Below are 18,323 nucleotides of genomic sequence, written 5' to 3' on the forward strand. Positions count from 1 at the left end.
AAGAGAGGAGAGGGGATGTGTGCTAGTCTCGTGGGCTCGGAGATGTGTATAAGAGCCAGCCCGAAGTCTATCGAGGGCGGGGCGCCCGGCAGGAGCGGTGCCCCGCCTGCCGGGGCGCCTGCCGCAGGGCGGGTAATCTCGCTGTCATGGCTGACGTGAATTCCCGTGACTTCCTGGCGACCCGACCCTGGACGGCGAGCTACGACCCCGGGGTCCCTCGGGACCTGGACCTGCCCGAGACCTCCCTGGTGCACATGCTCGAGAAGTCCGTGGCGCGGCACGGGGCCAAGACCGCGGTCGAGTTCTTCGGCGCGGGAACCACCTACGCGCAGCTCGGGGAGCAGGTGCAGAGCGTGGCCGAGGGGCTGCGGGTGCTGGGCGTGCAGGCCGGGGACCGGGTGGCGATCGTGCTGCCCAACTGCCCCCAGCACATCGTGGCGTTCTACGCCGTGCTGCGGCTCGGTGCGATCGTGGTGGAGCACAACCCCCTCTACACGACCCCCGAGCTGCGCCACCAGTTCGAGGACCACGGTGCCCGCGTGGTGATCGCGTGGGACAAGGTGGCGTCGCGGATCACCAGCATGCCCAAGGACCTGGCCGTGGAGCACGTGGTGTCCGTGGACATCACCGCCGCCATGCCCGCGGCCATGCGCCTGGGCCTGCGGCTGCCCCTCAAGAAGCTCGCGGAGCAGCGGCGCGAGCTCACGGCCGCCGCTCCGGGCACGATCGCCTGGAAGTCCCTCCTGGACTCCGCGCCCCTGCGCTCGGACCACCCCCGCCCGAGTGCCACGGACATCGCCCTGCTGCAGTACACCTCCGGCACCACGGGCCAGCCCAAGGGCGCGATGCTGAGCCACCGGAACCTGGAGTCCAACGCGCTGATGGGGCAGCACTGGCTGGACAGCTCCTCGGACGAGGTCGTCTACGGCGTGCTTCCCCTGTTCCACGCCTTCGGGCTCACACTGGGTCTCACGTTCGCCATGTCACTCGGGGCCAAGCTGGTGCTGTTCCCCACGGTGCGTGCGGATCTGATCCTGAAGGCCATGAAGAAGTCCATGCCCACCGTGCTGCCGGCGGTTCCCCCGGTGTACCAGAAGGTGCTCGACGCCGCGCGGGAGCAGGGCAAGGACATCTCGGGCATCCGTGTGGCGGTTTCCGGTGCCATGAGCCTGCCCGTGCCCCTGGTGGCCACATGGGAGCAGGCCACGGGCGGCATGCTGATCGAGGGGTACGGGCTGACCGAGTGCTCACCCCTGGTGGCGTGCAACCCCCTCAACGACCACCGCCGGGCGGGGTCGATCGGCATCCCGTTCCCCGGCACCGACATCCGCATGGTGGACCCGGAGACGGGTGAGGACGTTCCGCTGGATGGCGAGGGCGAGCTGCTGGTCAAGGGCCCGCAGACCACCCAGGGCTACTGGAAGCGCCCGGAGGAGACCGCCAAGCTCTTCACCGAGGACGGCTGGCTGCGCTCCGGGGACATCGTCACCGTGGACCAGGACGGCTTCCTGCGGGTGGTGGACCGCATCAAGGAGGTCATCATCACCGGCGGGTTCAACGTGGCCCCCACCGAGGTGGAGACCGCCCTGAAGCTGCACGACAGCGTGGCCGACGCCGCCGTGGTGGGGATCCCCAACGACGACGGCAACGAGACCGTGGTGGCCGCCGTGGTGCTGGAACCCGGGGTGAGCCTCGACGAGGCTGCCCTGCGCCAGCACTGCTACGACAAGGTCACCCGGTACAAGGTCCCCCGCCGGATCATCGCCATGGACGATCTTCCCCGCACGATGCTCGGCAAGACCCTGCGACGGGCCGTCAAGGAGGAGATCCTGGAGAAGAAGCTCCTGGACTCCTGACCGCACCGCGCACCCGGTGCCACGGGCGGCAGCGGTGTGACGCATCCGGGGAACGGCCCGGGTGGGCTGGCTGGAGCACGTTCTCGGCGGCCCGCCGGGAGGCCGTGGCTCCGGACCCGAGGAGGTGGCCCGACATGGAGATCCGGCAGCTGACCTGCTTCGTCGCGGTGGCCGAGGAACGTCACTTCGGCCGGGCCGCCGAGCGGCTGCACATGGCGCAGCCGGCGCTGTCCCTGCTGATCCGTCAGCTGGAGGAGAACCTGGGTGCCAGACTCCTGGACCGCACCACGCGCAGGGTGGACCTCACCCCCGCGGGTCAGGAGCTGCTGGACCGGGGGAGGCGGGTCCTCCACGACCTCGAGCTGCTCGAGGCCGATGTCCGGCGGGAGGGCGACGCCTCGACGGGTGTGCTCCGGCTGGGGTTCGCCGGGGCCGCGGCGTACGACGTCGTCCCGGAGCTGGCGCGCGCGGTGCGGGCGGGGCTGCCCGGCGTCACCCTGAGCCTGCGGGGTGAGCTGCCGTCACCGGCGCTGGAGTCCGGGCTGCGGGACGGGAGCCTGGACGCGGCACTGCTGCACCCGCCCGTGGCCTCGCCGGGCATCCGCCACCGCGTCGTGGGGCGTGAGCCCCTCGTGGTGGCCCTGCCCGTCGACGCACCGCTGACCGCGCGGCCGTCGGTTGGCGTGGGCGCCCTGGAGGGTCTTCCGGTGGTTGCGCACCCGCCCGGGTCACCGCTGCACCGGGCCGCCCAGGAGCTGTTCCTCGCCGCGGGGCTCCCCCTGCGCATCGGGCAGGTGGCGCAGGACACGGCGAGCATGCTGTCACTCGTGGCGGCGGGAGGCGGGGTGGCGCTGGTTCCCGCGTCCGTGCGGGCCCTGCAGCTGCGGGGGGTCGTGTACGCGGAGCTCGAGGGGTCCCCGCAGATCGACCTCGCACTCGCCTGGCGTGACGAGGACCGCTCCGCCCGGCTGCGGGCTTTCCTGGATGTTGCACTGGGGTGGGTTGACTCCGCGGGAGCCACGGGCACGAGCCCTGCGGCGCGCTGACGGGTCCGGGCCGCGCGGTTGACTCCCGCCGGGCGGCAGCTGCGCGGGCCACCGCAGCGTGTCCGCGGGCCGGATGGGCTCATCCGGGCCGTCTCCGCTCCCGGCGGGGCGCCTCGGAGCACCCGGACCCTGTGGCTCACCCGGGGGACAGGGAACGGGGGAGAAGGACGAGGCGGTCGTTGCTCCGTGGCTCGACGGTGCGAGCGACGTTCCGCAACGGTGCAGGTCAGAGGCCGGTTGCAGCGCTGTTTTGCGGGTTTACTTGCGTCTGGATGGACTTGCCGCATAAAGTCGTGATGTCGGCCGAAGTGGCCCGGGTGCATCCCCCCAAATGCGCACCCGGATGATCCCCCGGCTGGCCGGCGTCCCGATCTCCCCCAGATTCGGGATGTCCGACGGGTCCTGCCGATCCCCCAAGTGGCAGGACCCGTCCCCTGTTAACGGGCCTTTCCGGCTCCTTCCCGAACGGACCGCACCGGGTGAGGCGCGGAGTCCTCCCGCCCGGTGCGGCGCCTCAGGCCAGTTTCAGATCCCCCAGACGGGGAACCACCTTGTGGGCGATGCTCAGCAGGGCCGTGCTCTCGTCCTCGGTCAGCTGGTCCACGAAGGCGGCCCGGACCATGGCGATGTGGGCGGGGGCCGCGCGGGTGATGGAGCTGCGCCCGTGCTCGGTAATCGCCACCACCAGGCCGCGGGCATCGGTGGGGCTGGGTGAGCGTCGGATCATGTCGCGGCGCTCCATGCGGGAGAGCATGTGGGACAGCCGCGAGCGCTCCCAGCCGAGCATGCGCAGCAGCTCGCGGGAGGGCAGCTCGCCGGTGGCCGACTCCGAGAGCGGGACCAGGACCTCGTACTCGGAGCCGGACAGCTCGCTGTCGCGCTGCAGCTGCCGGTCCACGGCGCGCTCCATGCTGCGGGACAGTTCCAGGAAGGCCCGCCACACCTCCTGCTCCCGGGCGTTCAGCCAGGGTGGGGTGCGGTTGCTCGATGTGCTGTCCATGCTCTGCTGCTTCCTCGGGGAGGCACCCCGTGCCGGGAGGGGGGGGTGTCTCAGGCGCGGGGGTCGCGTTTGATCCAGTCCGAATCGTAGTGGGTGCCGCCGGTGCCGCGCTCGCGCTCACGCAGCCGGTCGGCGTAGTCCGTGGGGCGCAGGGGCGAGTCGTCGTCGTCGGGGCGGGGGAAGCGGGCGGTCGCCACGAGCCCGAAACCCAGCCCGGCGCCCACGACCATGGTCATCCCTCCCACGATGAACGCGAGGACGTAGTCGTCCAGCAGGTCGGCGGGGACGGACGGGCCGAGCCACGAGGGCACCACGAACGCCATCCCCAGGCACGCGAAGCCGGGGACGAGCAGGACGGCGGGGATCAGCCAGAGCTTGGACCACGAGCGGCGCTCGGGCTCGCCGGGATCCTGGAAGACGGGCAGGGCGCGCGTCTGCACGAGCGCGTACCCCAGGACGCCGAGCACCACGAGGATCGCGCCCAGCACCCAGCCGAACCACAGGTCCATGGCCACGAGGGCCAGTCCTGCGAGCAGCCCCAGCATGATCACGGTGAAGGAGAGCCCTCGGCCCATCCTCCGGGCGGCGCGGGTCGCGGTGGTGCGGGCCTCGGAGCCGGCCGGGGCGGCGTCGTGCGCGGACCCGGTGGGCGACGCCGCCCGCGCACCGTGCGCGGGGCCGTGAGCTGCGGCGGTCCTGCTGGTGGGCGCCCCGCCCGGGTCCTGAGGCGGTGTCTGTGCGGGATCAACGCGGATGCCGTACTGCGGGCGGTCGGCGGCGCCGGGGCGGGTCACGGAGTCCTGCGGGGTGGTCGGACCGGAGGGAGCGTGGTCGGGTTTGCGTCCCGGGTCGCCATCTCGGGGGGTGCCGTGGTCCGCCCCCTCGGCGGCGGAGTTCCGGGCACGAGGGTTCTGGGCGTGCGGGTCCACGGCGCGGAGATCCGGCGAGTTGTGCTCGTCCCGGGGGCGCTGATCGGGGTTCATGGTGGCGATCCGAGGGTGTGGTCGGCGGTGCCGTGCGGACCGTGCCGCGAACGGGCTGGACACCGCCACTGTAGTCCGCTCGGCCCGGGACCGTCGCGGGCCAGGGGGGGGCGGAAAAAGCGTGACGTATCATCAAGTCACACCACCGGAGGAGGACGCCATGACGGATCCCACCACGAGCACCACCCACTCCACCGCGGGGCTCTACGTCCACGCGGGGGAGGAGTACACGCGGGACACCACGTACATCGAGGACCGGATCGTGACGGAGCCGGACAGCGCCGAGCTCGCCCCCGGCGCTCGCGCGTGGCCGGTCGAGGCAGGGCGGTACCGGCTGGTCGCGGCGCGGGCGTGCCCGTGGGCCAACCGCACGCTGATCGTGCGCCGGCTGCTGGGCCTGGAGGACGCGATCTCCGTGGGGATGCCCGGACCCACGCACGACGCCCGGTCCTGGCGCTTCGACCTGGACCCCGACGGCCGGGATCCGGTGCTCGGCACGCAGCGGCTGCAGCAGAACTACCTCGCGCGGTTCCCGGACTACCCGCGCGGCATCACGGTGCCCGCGATCGTGGACGTCCCCACGGGGCAGGTGGTCACCAACGACTTCCCACAGATCACCGAGGACTTCGCCACCCAGTGGACCGCGTTCCACCGCGAGGGTGCCCCGGACCTGTGGCCCGCCGAGCTGGTTCCCGAGATGCGACGGGTGATGAAGCGCGTCTACACCGAGATCAACAACGGCGTGTACCGCTGCGGCTTCGCCGGTTCCCAGCAGGCCTACGACGCCGCGTACGAGCGGCTGTGGACCGCCCTCGACTGGGTGGAGGACCGGCTGGGCACGCGGCGCTACCTCATGGGGGAGCACATCACCGAGGCGGACGTGCGGCTGTTCACCACCCTGGTGCGCTTCGACCCCGTCTACGTGAGCCACTTCAAGGCCTCCCGCAACAAGCTCACCGAAATGCCCAACCTGTGGGGCTACGCCCGGGACCTCTTCCAGACCCCCGGCTTCGGGGACACGGTGGACTTCCAGCAGATCAAGGAGCACTACTTCGTGGTGCACCGGGACATCAACCCCTCGGGCATCGTGCCGCTCGGCCCCGATCTCTCCCCCTGGACGACGCCGCACGGCCGGGAGGCGCTCGGCGGCTCGCCGTTCGCGCCCGGCGCCACGGCCCCCGGCCCGGTGCGCGCCGAGGAGCGGGTGGCCCCGGAGCACACCCCTCTGGCCTCCTGAGCAGCGCTGGGCTGAGCCGGTCCTGGCTGAGCGGGCGGGGGCTGAGCGGACGGTGGGTTGAGCGGGCAGGGCGTTGAGCTGTTGCTGGGCTGATCCGGCGCGGCGTGCGGTGGTGGGAACCGCACAAATCCCGGGCGGGGCCTTTTGTGCCCACCCCTCGGGACCGGCCCCGCGCGGGGCCACTAGGGTTGAGCGGGTGCTCCGCGCCTGATCCCCGCGGCACTTCCGCACACCACCACCCCTGAGGCGGCTTGTGCGCGCTGTGTCCCCGCCCGGGCCGGGCGGTCCCCGGCCGCGCAGAGCACCAACCACCCCGGCGCCGCCACCGGCGTCCACCGTTCACGCACCCGATCGAGGAGATCCATGGCCCCGTACCGCAACCAGCGCGCAGCAGCACTTCCCGCACGGCTCTCCCGCACGTGGCTGCTCACCTCAGCGGCGGACACCTCTCTGTTCGCCCCCGCCATGGCCTCGGAGGCGGACTCCGTGGTCCTGGACATCGAGGACGCCGTCCCGGAGGAGGACAAGGACCGCGCTCGCGGGGAGATGGTCGCCGCCATGCAGGACGGCGTGTCCGCGTGGGTGCGCATCAACGACATCACCACCCCGCACTGGGAGAAGGACCTGGCGGCGCTGACCGAGGTCCCCAACCTGCGGGGCATCGTGCTGGCCAAGACGGAGCACCCGGACCACATCACCAAGACCGCCATGATGAGCCGCGCGGGCACCCCCGTGGTCGCGCTCATCGAGTCCGCCGTGGGTCTCATGAACGCCTACGACATCGCCCGGGCTCCCGGGGTGTTCCGTCTGGCCTTCGGCGTGGGGGACTTCCGCAAGGACACCGGCGCCTCGGGGGATCCCATGGCCCTCGCGTTCGCGCGCTCTACCCTGGTCACGGCGTCCCGCGTGGGTGAGCTGCCGGGGCCCATCGACGGGCCGAGCAACGGTGTGTCCGGGGACGAGCTCGAGGCAGCGTGCAAGGTCACCCAGTCCATGGGCATGACCGGCAAGCTGTGCTTGGACCCGGCCCAGACCGACGCGATCAACCACGCGCTGGCGCCGAGCGACCAGGAGATCCGGTGGGCGCGGGAGATGATCGAGCAGGCGAACTCGGGACACGGGGGAGCGGACGGTTCCTACCTCCCCCGCCTGGCACGCGCCAAGAAGGTGTCGGAGCTCGCGGAGACCTACGGCCTCTGGAACAGCTGAGCACCGCGCGGGGCCCGGAGCCGGGGTGGCACCCCGAGGGTCCCGCGGTGCTCAGTCGGCCAGGCCCCAGGCGCGCAGCATCGGCTGCAGTGTGGGGTCCCCGAGGGACCCCACCAGGAAGTGCGTGGCCATCGGCTCGCTGTGCCCGAGCGGTGCCCCCAGAACCCACAGGCCCGCGGTCCGGGCCGCCGTGGCCCCGGCGGGGGAGTCCTCCACGGCCAGGCTGTCCGCGGCGTCGACTCCCAGGCGGCGCACCGCCTCCTCGTAGATGTCCGGTGCGGGCTTGCCGCGCGGGACGTCCTCGGCGCTGACCCAGGTCTGCAGGACGTCCGCGAGCCCCACCGCGTGCATCTTGCGGTCCAGGATCGCGCGCGTGGAGTTGCTGGCCACCGCCACCGGGACGTGGCGTGCCGCGGCGCGCACCGTCTCCACCGCTCCGGGCAGCGGGTCCATCGACGCCCCGACGACGTCCGCCTCGGTGCCCACGAGCCGGTCGTGGATCTCGTCCTCGCCGGGAGCGGACGCGCCGGCGGCCTCCCGGGCGCGCGCGGCGATGAAGGTGGCGATGTCACGCGCGGACAGGCCCATGAGGCCGGCCTCGGTGCGCTCGTCGATCGTCACGCCCACCTGCTCGGCCACCCGGTGCTGCACGCGCGCCCAGGCACGCTCGGTGTCCATGAGCACACCGTCGCAGTCGAAGACGACGGCGCGCGGACGCCATGACGGGTCGGGGCCGGGCAGGGTCGGTTGCATGACCCCAGTCAACCACGCCCCCCGGGGTGCCGCCGGCCGAGGGGGATGCGGGGCGGCGTCGTCGACCGGGCGGGTGGGCTCAGTCGGCTGACTAGAGTGGGAGCATGGCTGACGACGCAGGCAAATCAGGGGTGAGCACGGTGCAGCGACTGGCCGCCGAGTACGGTGTGGCCACCGAGTACCGGGGGTTCGAGGGGGACACCGTCACCGTTCCGGAGCAGACGCTGCGCAGCGTGCTCACCGCGCTGGGCGCGGACGTCACGGACGACGACGCCGCCGCGCGCACCCTGCGCGAGCGCGAGCTGGCACCGTGGCGCCGACTGCTGCCCCCCGTGGTGATCGCGGAGGAGGAGCAGGGCGCGCGCGTGGCCGTGACCACGGCCCAGGGCGATCCGGTGCGCGTGCGGGTGTGGCCCGAGGGCGAGCCGGAGCAGGTCCGGGAGCTGCACCCCGCTCCCGGGGTGGAGGCCGAGACACGCGAGGTGGACGGCCTCACGCGGCGGCGGACGCAGTACGAGCTGCCCCGGGAGCTGCCCCTCGGCTGGTACCGCCTGGAGGCCGTGACGGACTCGGGCGAGCAGAGTGCCGTGGACGTGGCGGTGACACCGCGCCGGGTGAGCACCACCGACCGGCTGCGCGGGCGCCGCCGCTGGGGGTACATGGCGCAGCTCTACTCGGTGATGTCCTCACGCTCGTGGGGCGTGGGGGACCTCTCGGACCTGGCCTCCCTCGCGGCCATCAGCGGTGTGCAGGGCGCGGACTACGTGCTCATCAACCCGCTGCACGCCGCGGAGCCGGAGCCGCCCGTGGAGCCTTCCCCGTACCTGCCCTCGAGCCGACGGTTCTTCAACCCCCTCTACCTGCGGGTGGCGGACGTGGCCGAGTTCCCGTACCTGCGCCCCGCGGACCGCGAGGTGGTGGACCGTCTGGCCGCCATCCAGCGCAAGGCCGTGCTGGACCCCTCCACGATCGACCGCGACGCCGCGTACGCGGCCAAGCTCAAGGCCCTGGAACTGCTCTACACCGTGCGGCGCTCGCCGTACCGCCAGCAGCAGCTCGAGGCGTTCGTGGCCCAGGCCGGGCAGCCGCTGCAGGACTTCGCCCTGTGGTGCGCCCTGCGCGAGGAGCTGGGGGAGGACTCCCCGCTGTGGCGGGACGAGGCGCGCTCCCCCGAGTCCCCCTACGCGCAGGAAGCTCGCACTCGGCTGCGTCACCGCATCAACTTCCACGTGTGGATGCAGTGGCTGCTGGACGAGCAGCTCGAGGCCGCCCAGCGTGCGGCCCACCGGGCGGGGATGGACATCGGTGTGGTGCACGACCTCGCGGTGGGCGTGCACAAGCACGGTGCGGACGCGTGGGCCCTTCAGGACGCCATGGCGCCCGGGGTGAGTGTGGGTGCCCCCGCGGACATGTACAACCAGCTGGGTCAGGACTGGAGCCAGCCCCCGTGGGATCCGGAGAAGCTCGCGGAGCTCGGCTACCGTCCCTGGCGGCAGATGATGCGCACCATCTTCCGGCACGCGGGAGGCGTGCGGATCGACCACGTGGCGGGCCTGTTCCGGCTGTGGTGGATCCCCGAGGGCAACAATGCCTCCGACGGCACATACGTCTACTACGACCACGAGGCCATGGTGGGGGTGCTGGCTCTGGAGGCCGAGCTCGCCGGCGTGGTGGTCGTGGGCGAGGACCTCGGCACCGTGGAGGACAGCGTGCGGGAGTACCTCGGGAGCAAGGGCGTGCTGGGCACGTCCATCCTGTGGTTCGAGATGGACGGGGACGTGCCGCTGGACCCGTCCCGCTACCGCGAGCTGTGCATGGCCTCGGTCAACACCCACGACCTGCCACCCACGCCGGGCTACCTGGAGGGGGTCCAGCTGCAGCTGCGGGAGGACCTCGGGCTGCTCGCACGGTCCCCGGAGGAGGAGCGGGAGGAGGCCCGCAAGCAGCTGGACACGTTCTTCGCCGCCGTCGCGGACGCGGGCTACCTCCCCGAGGGGAAGGAAGCGGAGGACCGGCGCAGGATCGAGGCGCTGTACCGCTACCTGTGCGATGCGCCCTCGCTGCTGCTCAACGTCTCCCTCGTGGATGCCGTGGGGGAGAAGCGGATCCAGAACCAGCCCGGCACGAGCGACGAGTACCCCAACTGGCGGGTGCCCCTCGCGGACGCCGAGGGACGGCCGGTGATGCTGGGCTCCCTGCCGCAGCTGGACCGGGTCAACTCCCTCGTGGACGTGGTCAATGCAGCACTCGGCACCCACCGGCGCACCGCGGACGTCAAGGCCCCCGTGCAGCCCGAGCGCCGGGACCAGGCGGACCCGTTCAGGGGCGCCTCCTGAGCCGGTGCGCCGCAGGGTTGCCTCCGGCGGGCAATTAGGCAACACTGGTCTTACCTAATCTCCTGGGTGAGGGGATGGGATCGCAGGAAACACGCGGGGCGGTGGGCCGGGTCATGGACGGTCCGCCGCCCCGCGTGCCTTTTCGCCGCCGAATTGGCCGAGGGCGGGGCACCGGCTAGGATCGAGGGGCGCTCAATCGCACCGTTCTGCGTTCCGCGTTTGCGAGAGAGCCCGCAGAAGCCTAGAATCTAAGGCTGTCGTGTGGTGGAGTCCATCTACCGGCGCCTTGATCTTCACCGTCTTCGTCGTAGCGAGTGCCCTGACCGGTACTGCCGCGGGGCAGAGACCCATCACGCCCGGCGCGCGAACGGTGGCATTTTCTTGAGGTGGCGGATCACTCGTGGCCACGGCCGCCGGCGGAGCACCGCTCGGCGGTCACCATGCGTGCCGTCATTTCGTCGACATTGGACATTGGAGGAGAACACTATGGCAGCGCACTGCCAGGTGACCGGGGCCCAGCCGGGCTTTGGCCACAGCATCTCGCACTCGCACCGCCGCACCAAGCGCCGGTGGAACCCGAACATCCAGAAGAAGCGCTACTGGGTGCCCTCGTTGCGTCGCAACGTCACGCTCAACCTGAGCGCCAAGGGCATCAAGGTCATCGACGCCCGCGGCATCGATGCCGTGGTCAACGAGCTCATCGCACGTGGGGAGAAGATCTGAGATGGCCAAGGACAAGGACGTACGTCCCATCATCAAGCTGAAGTCCACGGCCGGTACCGGGTTCACCTACGTCACCCGTAAGAACCGCCGCAACAACCCCGACCGCCTCGTCATGAAGAAGTACGACCCGGTGGTCCGCAAGCACGTCGATTTCCGCGAGGAGCGCTGAATCCATGGCCAAGAAGTCCAAGATCGCCAAGAACGAGCAGCGCAAGGTCATCGTCGAGCGCTATGCGGCCAAGCGCGCTGAGCTGAAGAAGACCCTCGTGGACGAGAACGCGTCCCCCGAGGCCCGCGAGGAGGCCCGCCTGGGTCTGCAGAAGCTCCCCCGTGACGCCTCCCCGATCCGCGTGCGCAACCGCGACCAGATCGACGGCCGCCCCCGCGGCACCTTCCAGCGCTTCGGGATCTCCCGCGTGCGCTTCCGCGACATGGCTCACCGCGGCGAGTTGCCCGGCATCTACAAGTCCAGCTGGTAATTTCTGCACCGGAAGCCGACCCTCCGGTCGCGCCTTCCCCAGAGAACGCCCACCAAGTCCAGGAGGACAAGCACATGGCTATGAACCGCAGCGAACTCGTCGCCGAGGTTGCCGAGAAGTCCGGCAACACCCAGGCCGCCGTCAACGGCGTGCTGGATGCCCTCTTCGAGGTCTTCGAGAGCTCCGTCTCCAAGGGCGAGAAGATCACCATCCCCGGGTGGATGGCCGTGGAGCGCACCGACCGTGCCGCTCGCCAGGGCCGCAACCCGCAGACCGGAGAGGCCATCCAGATCCCGGCCGGCCACGGTGTGAAGCTCACCGCGGGCTCCAAGCTCAAGGCTGCTGTCTCCTCCAAGTGAGGTAGCGCGGAAGCGGGTCGCAGCACCCGCAACCGTTCGAGGGACCGCTCACGCACTGCGCGTGAGCGGTCCCTCTGCGTGTCCCCGGGTGGTCGAACTCAGGCCCCCGGTGGCGCATAATGGGAGTTCCATCCACTGTGTCTGCCCCGGAGGTGTCGGTGTCCCGTCGTGCCCGCCGTCTTGCCCGGGGCTGGGTGGCCGCCGTCGTGGCCACCACGCTCGCCGCGGGTTCGCACGCGGCGGTGGACGGCACCTGGCCCTCCCTGATGATCGTGGCGCTGTCCACGTGTCTGGCCGCACCGCTGTGCATGCTCCTGGCCGGGCGCACGCTCTCCCGCTGGTGCGTGGCACTGAGCGTGGTGCTGTCACAGGCGCTGCTGCACACGCTCTTCGCCCAGTCCACCGGTGCCATGACGGCCGTGGACCACAACCACCACCACGTGGCCGCGGTGGCCGACGGCCCCGCCGTGGTGATCTCCGTGGCCCCCGTGGCCCACCACGGCGGCAGCATGCTCGCCGCCCACGTGGTCGCGGCGCTGGCCACCTACATCCTGCTCCGTCACGGTGAAGTGGCGGGCTTCCGGCTGCTGGGCTCGCTGTCCCTGCGCATCCAGCGCATTCTCGCACCCGTGCTGCGCCCTGTGGCCACGGTGCCGCGCCGCGTCTCCTGGACCTCGCCGCGGTCGCTGAGCGACCAGCTGCTGCTGCCTTCCGTGTGCGGCTACCGGGGGCCTCCGGTGATCGCCTAGGCATCGCCCGGGGTGCTGCACCCCGCGGATCCGGTGCCGCCGTCAGCGTTCATCGCATCCGCTTCGCCGCACCTCGCGGCACGAACGCGCCCACCGGCGCAGGAGAGCACCCCCATGACACACCACCCCATGTCCATGCCCACCCGAGCGTCGGGCGGCCCGGGCCGCGGAGCCGACGCCGCGGCGTCGCCCGCGTGGTCCACGGCCACCGACGGGGGGCTTCGCGCGGTCCTGCCGGCGCTGTGCACCGCGCTGCTCGCGCTGGCCCTCGTGCTGGCACCGGCCGCTCCCGCTGCGGCGCACGACGAGCTGCTGCGCAGCAACCCCGAGGCCGGGGCCACGCTGGAGAAGGCACCCACCACGCTCGAGCTGACGTTCTCCGGAGAGATCCAGGACATCGGCGGCGAGATCAGGGTCACCGACTCCCGGGGCACGGACGTCACCCGCGGCACGCTCGCCGTGCAGAACACCAAGGTGTCCCAGCCGCTGCGCGAGGGCGGGGACACGGACGAGACCTACACCGTCACGTGGCGCGTGGTCTCGCAGGACGGGCACCCCATCGAGGGCACGTACACCTACACGGTGGGTGAGGGCGCCGGGACCACCGCGTCCCCCGCGCCCGTGGCCTCGGGATCGCAGGACTCCGCCGCGGAGTCCGGCGAGGAGACCGTGACCGGAACGGGGATCCCCAGCTGGGTCCTCCCCGTGATCGGCGGGGTTCTGGCCCTGGTCCTGCTCCTCGTGATCCTGGTGTTCGCCACGCGCCCCAAGCAGCGCTGAGCCCGGTTCACCCTCCCGGTCCACACCGGGTCCACTTGTTCATACTCAGACCGGCATGTGACACGGGCGCGAAAGCGCCGGGACGCAGCCACGGGCTGCACTGGCCGCCGGAGTCAGCCACGAAGACCGCAGGCGTCCCTGCCGCGGTGGCAGCCGTGGCGACCGCCTCGGATCCGGTGCTCGCACCGCGACCACTGACGAGGCGCAGGGTCCACCGGACGGCAGGCGCAGAGCGTGCGGCGGGCGCCAACGATGCTCCCCGACGGTCCGCCCACGGCCCATGGGGCACCGCCTGCGGTTCCCACCGCACGGCGTGTCCGGCGGGACTCGACTCCGCGCCCCGTACGACGTCCGGTGGCATCGCCCCGGGGCGCCCCCGCAGACCCCGTGCACGGCCGGTCCACAGATTCACGCGAAGGACACACACCATGAACGACCACACCACGAACAACCACACCGCCGCAACGGCCCTCACGCCGGGGCTGTCCGGTCGTCCCGTCCACCGGGCCCTCGCCGCCGCGGCGGCGCTCGGCCTGGGGCTGGCGGCCCTGACGGGATGCTCCGCGCAGGGCGGTGACCAGGCGGCGTCGGACTCCGGGCGGAGCACGGCGAGCCAGAGCGCGGCCGCGGGCCCCCTCGAGCTCAGCGACGGCTGGGCCAAGGCCGCCCCGTCCGGGATGACGGCGGTGTTCGGCACCGTCACGAACACCTCGGACCAGAAGGTCACGCTCAAGGGCGCCTCCGCGCACGGGATCGCGGAGGACGTGGAGCTCCACGAGACCGCGATGGACGCCTCGAGCGGGTCCACGCAGATGAAGGAGAAGGACGGTGGCTTCACGATCGCCCCGGGGGAGAGCGTGAAGCTGGAGCCCGGCGCGAACCACATCATGCTCATGGGTCTCACGTGCTCGCTGCAGGCCGGCAGCGACCTCACCGTGCAGCTCGAGACCGACGGCGGCGCGCAGGACGTGACGGTGCCGGTGCGCGACTACTCGGGGGCCAAGGAGAACTACGCGCCCGGCGAGGACGCGAGCGGTTCCTCGGACGGGCACGGCTCCCACGAGAACGGCTCCGGTGAGCACGGCTCGGGCGAGGGCCACGCCTCCCACGGAGAGGGTATGACCTCCTCGCCCGCCACGGAGGACCACGCGGGCCACACCGGCGCGGCGTCGCCGTCCTCCTCTGCCCTCCCGGAATGCCATGCCCACTGATCGCAGCCCCTCCTCGGGGTGGAGCCGGCGGTCGCTCCTCACGGGAGCGGTCGCCGGCGCCGGCGCCACGGGTCTCGGTGCGGTCTCCGCAGCGGCCCTGGGCGCCGGGGACCCCCGGTTCTCCGCAGTGCAGGACGAACCCCGCCCCGGAGTGAAGACCGAACCGTTCCACGGGGCGCGCCAGGCGGGGGTGGCCACGCTGCCCCAGGCGTTCTGCGCCTTCGTGGCCCTGGACCTCGACGAGGGGGCCACGCGCGACTCCCTGCGGCGCATGCTGCGGGTGCTCACGGACGACGCCGCCGCGCTCACCCAGGGGCAGGCGCCCCTCAACGACCAGGAGCCCTGGCTCGCGGAGAACCCCTCGCGGCTCACCGTGACCGTGGGCTTCGGCCCCCGGACGGTGAAGCTGATCGACCCCGCGCGCGCACCGCGGTGGCTGCGGCCGCTGCCCGCGTTCAGTGTGGACAAGCTGCAGTCCCGGTGGAACCAGGGCGATCTGCTGCTGCAGCTGTGCTGCGACGACAAGCTCACCCTGGCCCACGCCCAGCGGGTGCTGCTCAAGGACTCGCGCTCCTTCGCGAGCGTGCGGTGGGTCCAGGACGGCTTCCGCAACACTGTGGGGGCCACCCCGGACGGCCAGACCATGCGCAACCTGTTCGGCCAGGTGGACGGCACCGCAAACCCCTACCCCGGGGAGAGCGACCACGAGAAGGTGGTCTACGGCCAGGGCGGCTTCACGCCCTGGATCCAGGACGGCACCTCCGTGGTGATCCGGCGCATCCACATGAACCTGGACACGTGGGACGAGGCGGACACGCCCGCCCGGGAGGACGCGGTGGGCCGCAGGCTCTCGGACGGCGCGCCCCTCACGGGCAGCCAGGAGCACGACGAACCGGACTTCGAGGCCAAGGGGCCCCTGGGGTTCCCGGTCATCTCCTCCTACAGCCACGTGCGCCGCTCCCGCAGCGAGAACCCGGACGAGAAGATCTTCCGCAGGGTCTACAACTATGATCTGGCGGTGAGCGACGCCTCGGGACAGAGCCGCTCCGGTGACGTGTCCGGCGGGGTGTCCAGCACGGGACTGATCTTCGCGTCCTACCAGTCGGACCCCGACCGGCAGTTCGTGCCCATCCAGAAGCGGCTGGACGAGCTGGACATGCTGAACACGTGGACCGTTCCCATCGGGTCCGCGGTGTTCGCGATCCCGCCGGGCTGCCAGCCGGGCGGGTTCATCGGGGACGCGCTGTTCACGTGAGCCGCACAGCACCGAGCACGAGCCCGGGAGCACCACGCCCCGGGAGCACCGCAGCGATCGGCCGGAAGGCCTGAGGAGCACCAGGATGAGCACCACCGCACGGAGCCGGGGCGCGGCCCCGGCCCGGAAGAGCACGCCGGCACCCCCGCAGAACCGGGGTGTCAGCGTGAGCCCGTGGACCATCTCGGTGGTCCTGGTGGCCGCGATGATCGGGATGTCGGCCGCGCTGGTGTTCGGCGGCGCGGCCGCACCCCGGCAGGTCGCGGACCCCGGGGCGCTCGTGCGGTGGGGCCTGCCCGTGGTGGAGACCGTGCACAACATCGCGATGTCCGTGGTCATGGGCGGGCTGCTGCTCGCCATCGGAGTGGTGCCGCGCTTCGCGGACACCTCGCGCAAGCGGCCCCCGCGCAACAGTAGGGACCAGGCGGGGGAGCCGGAGCACCCGGTCTACCGGGAGGTGCTGCGGCTCGTGGAGGCCGCCTCCGTGGTGTGGACGGTGTCCGCTGTGGCGGTGCTCGTGTTCACGTACGCGGACGTCTCCGGCTCGGGCTTCGGGCGCGGTGAGAGCTACACCCAGGAGCTGCTGCACTACATCACCGGGCTGGCCACGGGCCAGTCCCAGGCCGTGATCGTGATGGTTGCCGCGGTGGTCACCACCCTGGTGTTCGGGGTGCGCTCGCTGCTGGGGCTGCTCTGCACCCTCGCGCTGTCCTTCGTGGCCCTCGTGGCCCTGGCGCTCACCGGCCACGCGGCCGGGGGCGCGGACCACATGGGTGCGGTCAACTCCCTCGGTCTGCACCTGCTGGGCGTGTGCCTGTGGGTGGGCGGGCTCATCGTGCTGATCTGGGTGGGCCCGCTGCTCTCCCGGGAGACCAGCGTGGTGAGCCGCCGCGGTGACAGCACCCACCGCGAGCCGCTGCTCGCGGTGGTGCTGCGCCGGTACTCCGCCGTGGCGCTGGGCTGCTACGTGCTCGTGCTGCTCTCGGGGATCGTCAACGCCGCGGTGCGGATCGGCTCCTGGGATCAGCTGACGTCGTCCTACGGGGTGATCGCGCTGAGCAAGCTGGGCCTCACCGTGCTGCTGGCCGCGGCCGGGTTCGCGCACCGGCAGTGGCTGATCCCCGGTGTAGCGGACGGTTCCCGGTCCCGCACGGCCACCCTGTGGCGCGTGATCGTGGTGGAGGTGGTGCTCATGGGTCTGCTCATGGGCATCGCGACCGCCCTGAGCCGCACGGCCCCTCCCGTTCCGGAGGAACTGGAGCCGGACGCGTCACCCGCTCGCATCCTCACGTGGTACGAGCTTCCCCCGGAGCCCACCCTGGGCAACTGGTTCACGCTGTGGCGCTGGGACTGGTTCTGGGTGGCCGTGGTGGCGTTCTTCGCGGTGGTCTACCTGTGGGCGGCCGTGAAGGTGTGGCGCCGCGGTGACACATGGTCCCCGCTGCGCACCGCGTCCTGGTTCGTGGGCCTCGCGGCACTGCTCTACGCCACGTGCGGCGGCGTGTCCATCTACGCCCGCGTGCTGTTCTCCGCCCACATGGTGGAGCACATGACGCTGACCATGATCGTGCCGCTGTTCCTGGTCTCCGGTGCGCCCGTCACGGTGGTGCTCAAGGCGCTCGAGCCGCGCCGGGACGGCACCCGCGGACCCCGCGAGTGGATCCTGCGGCTCGTGCACTCCACGTGGGGGAAGATCGTGACCCACCCGATCTTCGCGGCCGCCAACTTCGCGTTCTCGATCGTGCTGTTCTACTTCACGGACCTGTTCAGCTTCACGCTGCGCTACCACGTGGGCCACGAGTTCATGATGGTGCACTTCCTGTTCACGGGGTACATGTTCGCCCTGGTGCTGATCGGCATCGACCCCATCCCGCGCCGCCCCACGTACCCCATGCGCCTGGTGCTGCTGCTGGCCACCATGGCCGCGCACGCGTTCATCGGCATCAGCATCATGAGCCTGACCACGGTGCTGCAGGCCTCGTGGTTCGGCAACATGGGCCGCCCGTGGGGCCCCAGCGCGCTGGAGGACCAGCAGCTGGGCGGCATGCTGATGTGGGGGATCGGCGAGTTCCCCACCTTTCTGCTGGCCGTCATCATGGCCGTGCTGTGGGCCATGGAGGGCAGCAAGGAGAACCGTCGCGTGGACCGCCAGGCGGACCGCACGGACGACGCCGAGCTGCGGGCGTACAACGAGATGATGGCCGAGCTCGCCGAGCGGGACCAGCCCCGCCGCTGAGCCGGGGCGGGGGCCCGACGACGCCGCCCCGGCACCGGGCTCCCGCGGCGGCGCGGCCTGCCGCCGGCCCGACGACGCCGCACGGCCACCGGGCCGCGGAGGGGACGGGCG

Annotated in this window: 17 protein-coding genes; 14 read left to right on the forward strand and 3 right to left on the reverse strand. The window is 71.8% G+C overall.

From position 1 onward, the window contains the following. The first annotated feature begins 146 nt into the window (after positions 1–146). Both D9R02_RS08000 and D9R02_RS08005 read left to right on the forward strand, forming a co-directional pair. On the forward strand, positions 147–1,856 hold the full coding sequence (locus D9R02_RS08000) for a long-chain-fatty-acid--CoA ligase (RefSeq protein ID WP_019309959.1): 1,710 nt from the start codon (positions 147–149) through the stop codon (positions 1,854–1,856). 134 nt (positions 1,857–1,990) lie between these two features. After that, positions 1,991–2,902 carry a LysR family transcriptional regulator gene (locus D9R02_RS08005; RefSeq protein WP_019309960.1) on the forward strand — a complete coding sequence of 304 codons (912 nt, stop codon included), beginning with the start codon at positions 1,991–1,993 and terminating at the stop codon, positions 2,900–2,902. A gap of 514 nt (positions 2,903–3,416) precedes the next feature. Here D9R02_RS08005 and D9R02_RS08010 read toward each other — a convergent pair. Both D9R02_RS08010 and D9R02_RS08015 read right to left on the reverse strand, forming a co-directional pair. Next, on the reverse strand, positions 3,417–3,902 hold the full coding sequence (locus D9R02_RS08010; RefSeq protein ID WP_019309961.1) for a MarR family winged helix-turn-helix transcriptional regulator: 486 nt from the start codon (positions 3,900–3,902) through the stop codon (positions 3,417–3,419). 50 nt (positions 3,903–3,952) lie between these two features. After that, entirely contained in the window at positions 3,953–4,885 is a 933-nt protein-coding gene (locus tag D9R02_RS08015; protein ID WP_121566704.1) for a ZIP family metal transporter, read from the reverse strand. Positions 4,886–5,045: 160 nt separating this feature from the next. Here D9R02_RS08015 and D9R02_RS08020 point away from each other — a divergent pair, with 160 nt between their 5' ends. Continuing rightward, positions 5,046–6,122: a glutathione S-transferase family protein gene (locus tag D9R02_RS08020; RefSeq protein ID WP_047979231.1), complete on the forward strand. Its 1,077-nt coding sequence runs from the start codon at positions 5,046–5,048 to the stop codon at positions 6,120–6,122. A gap of 363 nt (positions 6,123–6,485) precedes the next feature. After that, on the forward strand, positions 6,486–7,331 hold the full coding sequence (locus D9R02_RS08025; protein WP_019309964.1) for an HpcH/HpaI aldolase/citrate lyase family protein: 846 nt from the start codon (positions 6,486–6,488) through the stop codon (positions 7,329–7,331). A 51-nt stretch (positions 7,332–7,382) separates the two neighbouring features. Here the strand turns inward: D9R02_RS08025 and D9R02_RS08030 are convergent, their stop codons facing one another. Next, positions 7,383–8,084, reverse strand: a complete 702-nt coding sequence (locus D9R02_RS08030) for an HAD family hydrolase (protein WP_019309965.1) — start codon at positions 8,082–8,084, stop codon at positions 7,383–7,385. A gap of 104 nt (positions 8,085–8,188) precedes the next feature. Between D9R02_RS08030 and malQ the strand changes: the two genes are divergently transcribed. From malQ to D9R02_RS08080, 10 genes are all read left to right on the forward strand, one after another. Then, a complete protein-coding gene (malQ, locus tag D9R02_RS08035) occupies positions 8,189–10,420 on the forward strand; it encodes a 4-alpha-glucanotransferase (RefSeq protein WP_121566705.1) in 2,232 nt (743 codons plus the stop codon). A 486-nt stretch (positions 10,421–10,906) separates the two neighbouring features. Next, positions 10,907–11,143 carry a 50S ribosomal protein L28 gene (gene rpmB / locus D9R02_RS08040; RefSeq protein WP_012397434.1) on the forward strand — a complete coding sequence of 79 codons (237 nt, stop codon included), beginning with the start codon at positions 10,907–10,909 and terminating at the stop codon, positions 11,141–11,143. 1 nt (position 11,144) lies between these two features. Further along, complete coding sequence (gene rpmG / locus D9R02_RS08045; RefSeq protein WP_012397435.1) at positions 11,145–11,312, forward strand: 50S ribosomal protein L33; 168 nt, start codon at positions 11,145–11,147, stop codon at positions 11,310–11,312. A 4-nt stretch (positions 11,313–11,316) separates the two neighbouring features. Further along, a complete protein-coding gene (gene rpsN / locus D9R02_RS08050) occupies positions 11,317–11,622 on the forward strand; it encodes a 30S ribosomal protein S14 (protein ID WP_012397436.1) in 306 nt (101 codons plus the stop codon). 74 nt (positions 11,623–11,696) lie between these two features. Next, a complete protein-coding gene (locus tag D9R02_RS08055) occupies positions 11,697–11,981 on the forward strand; it encodes an HU family DNA-binding protein (protein ID WP_019309967.1) in 285 nt (94 codons plus the stop codon). A 158-nt stretch (positions 11,982–12,139) separates the two neighbouring features. After that, positions 12,140–12,730, forward strand: a complete 591-nt coding sequence (locus D9R02_RS08060) for a hypothetical protein (RefSeq protein ID WP_121566706.1) — start codon at positions 12,140–12,142, stop codon at positions 12,728–12,730. Positions 12,731–12,844: 114 nt separating this feature from the next. Beyond that, the gene (locus tag D9R02_RS08065) at positions 12,845–13,510 is read left to right on the forward strand and encodes a copper resistance CopC family protein (RefSeq protein WP_019309969.1); all 666 of its coding nucleotides are present in this window, start codon (positions 12,845–12,847) and stop codon (positions 13,508–13,510) included. Between the two features lie 428 nt (positions 13,511–13,938). Beyond that, the gene (locus D9R02_RS08070; protein ID WP_019309970.1) at positions 13,939–14,721 is read left to right on the forward strand and encodes a copper chaperone PCu(A)C; all 783 of its coding nucleotides are present in this window, start codon (positions 13,939–13,941) and stop codon (positions 14,719–14,721) included. Next, positions 14,711–15,976, forward strand: coding sequence for a Dyp-type peroxidase (locus tag D9R02_RS08075; RefSeq protein WP_019309971.1), 1,266 nt, complete (start codon positions 14,711–14,713; stop codon positions 15,974–15,976). Before D9R02_RS08070 ends, D9R02_RS08075 begins: the two co-directional genes overlap by 11 nt. A gap of 85 nt (positions 15,977–16,061) precedes the next feature. Continuing rightward, positions 16,062–18,212 (forward strand): bifunctional copper resistance protein CopD/cytochrome c oxidase assembly protein, encoded by a 2,151-nt coding sequence (locus D9R02_RS08080; RefSeq protein WP_019309972.1) that lies wholly within the window; start codon positions 16,062–16,064, stop codon positions 18,210–18,212. Positions 18,213–18,323: the final 111 nt, after the last annotated feature.

The sequence above is a fragment of the Kocuria rhizophila genome (assembly GCF_003667225.1).
Lineage (GTDB): Bacteria > Actinomycetota > Actinomycetes > Actinomycetales > Micrococcaceae > Kocuria > Kocuria rhizophila.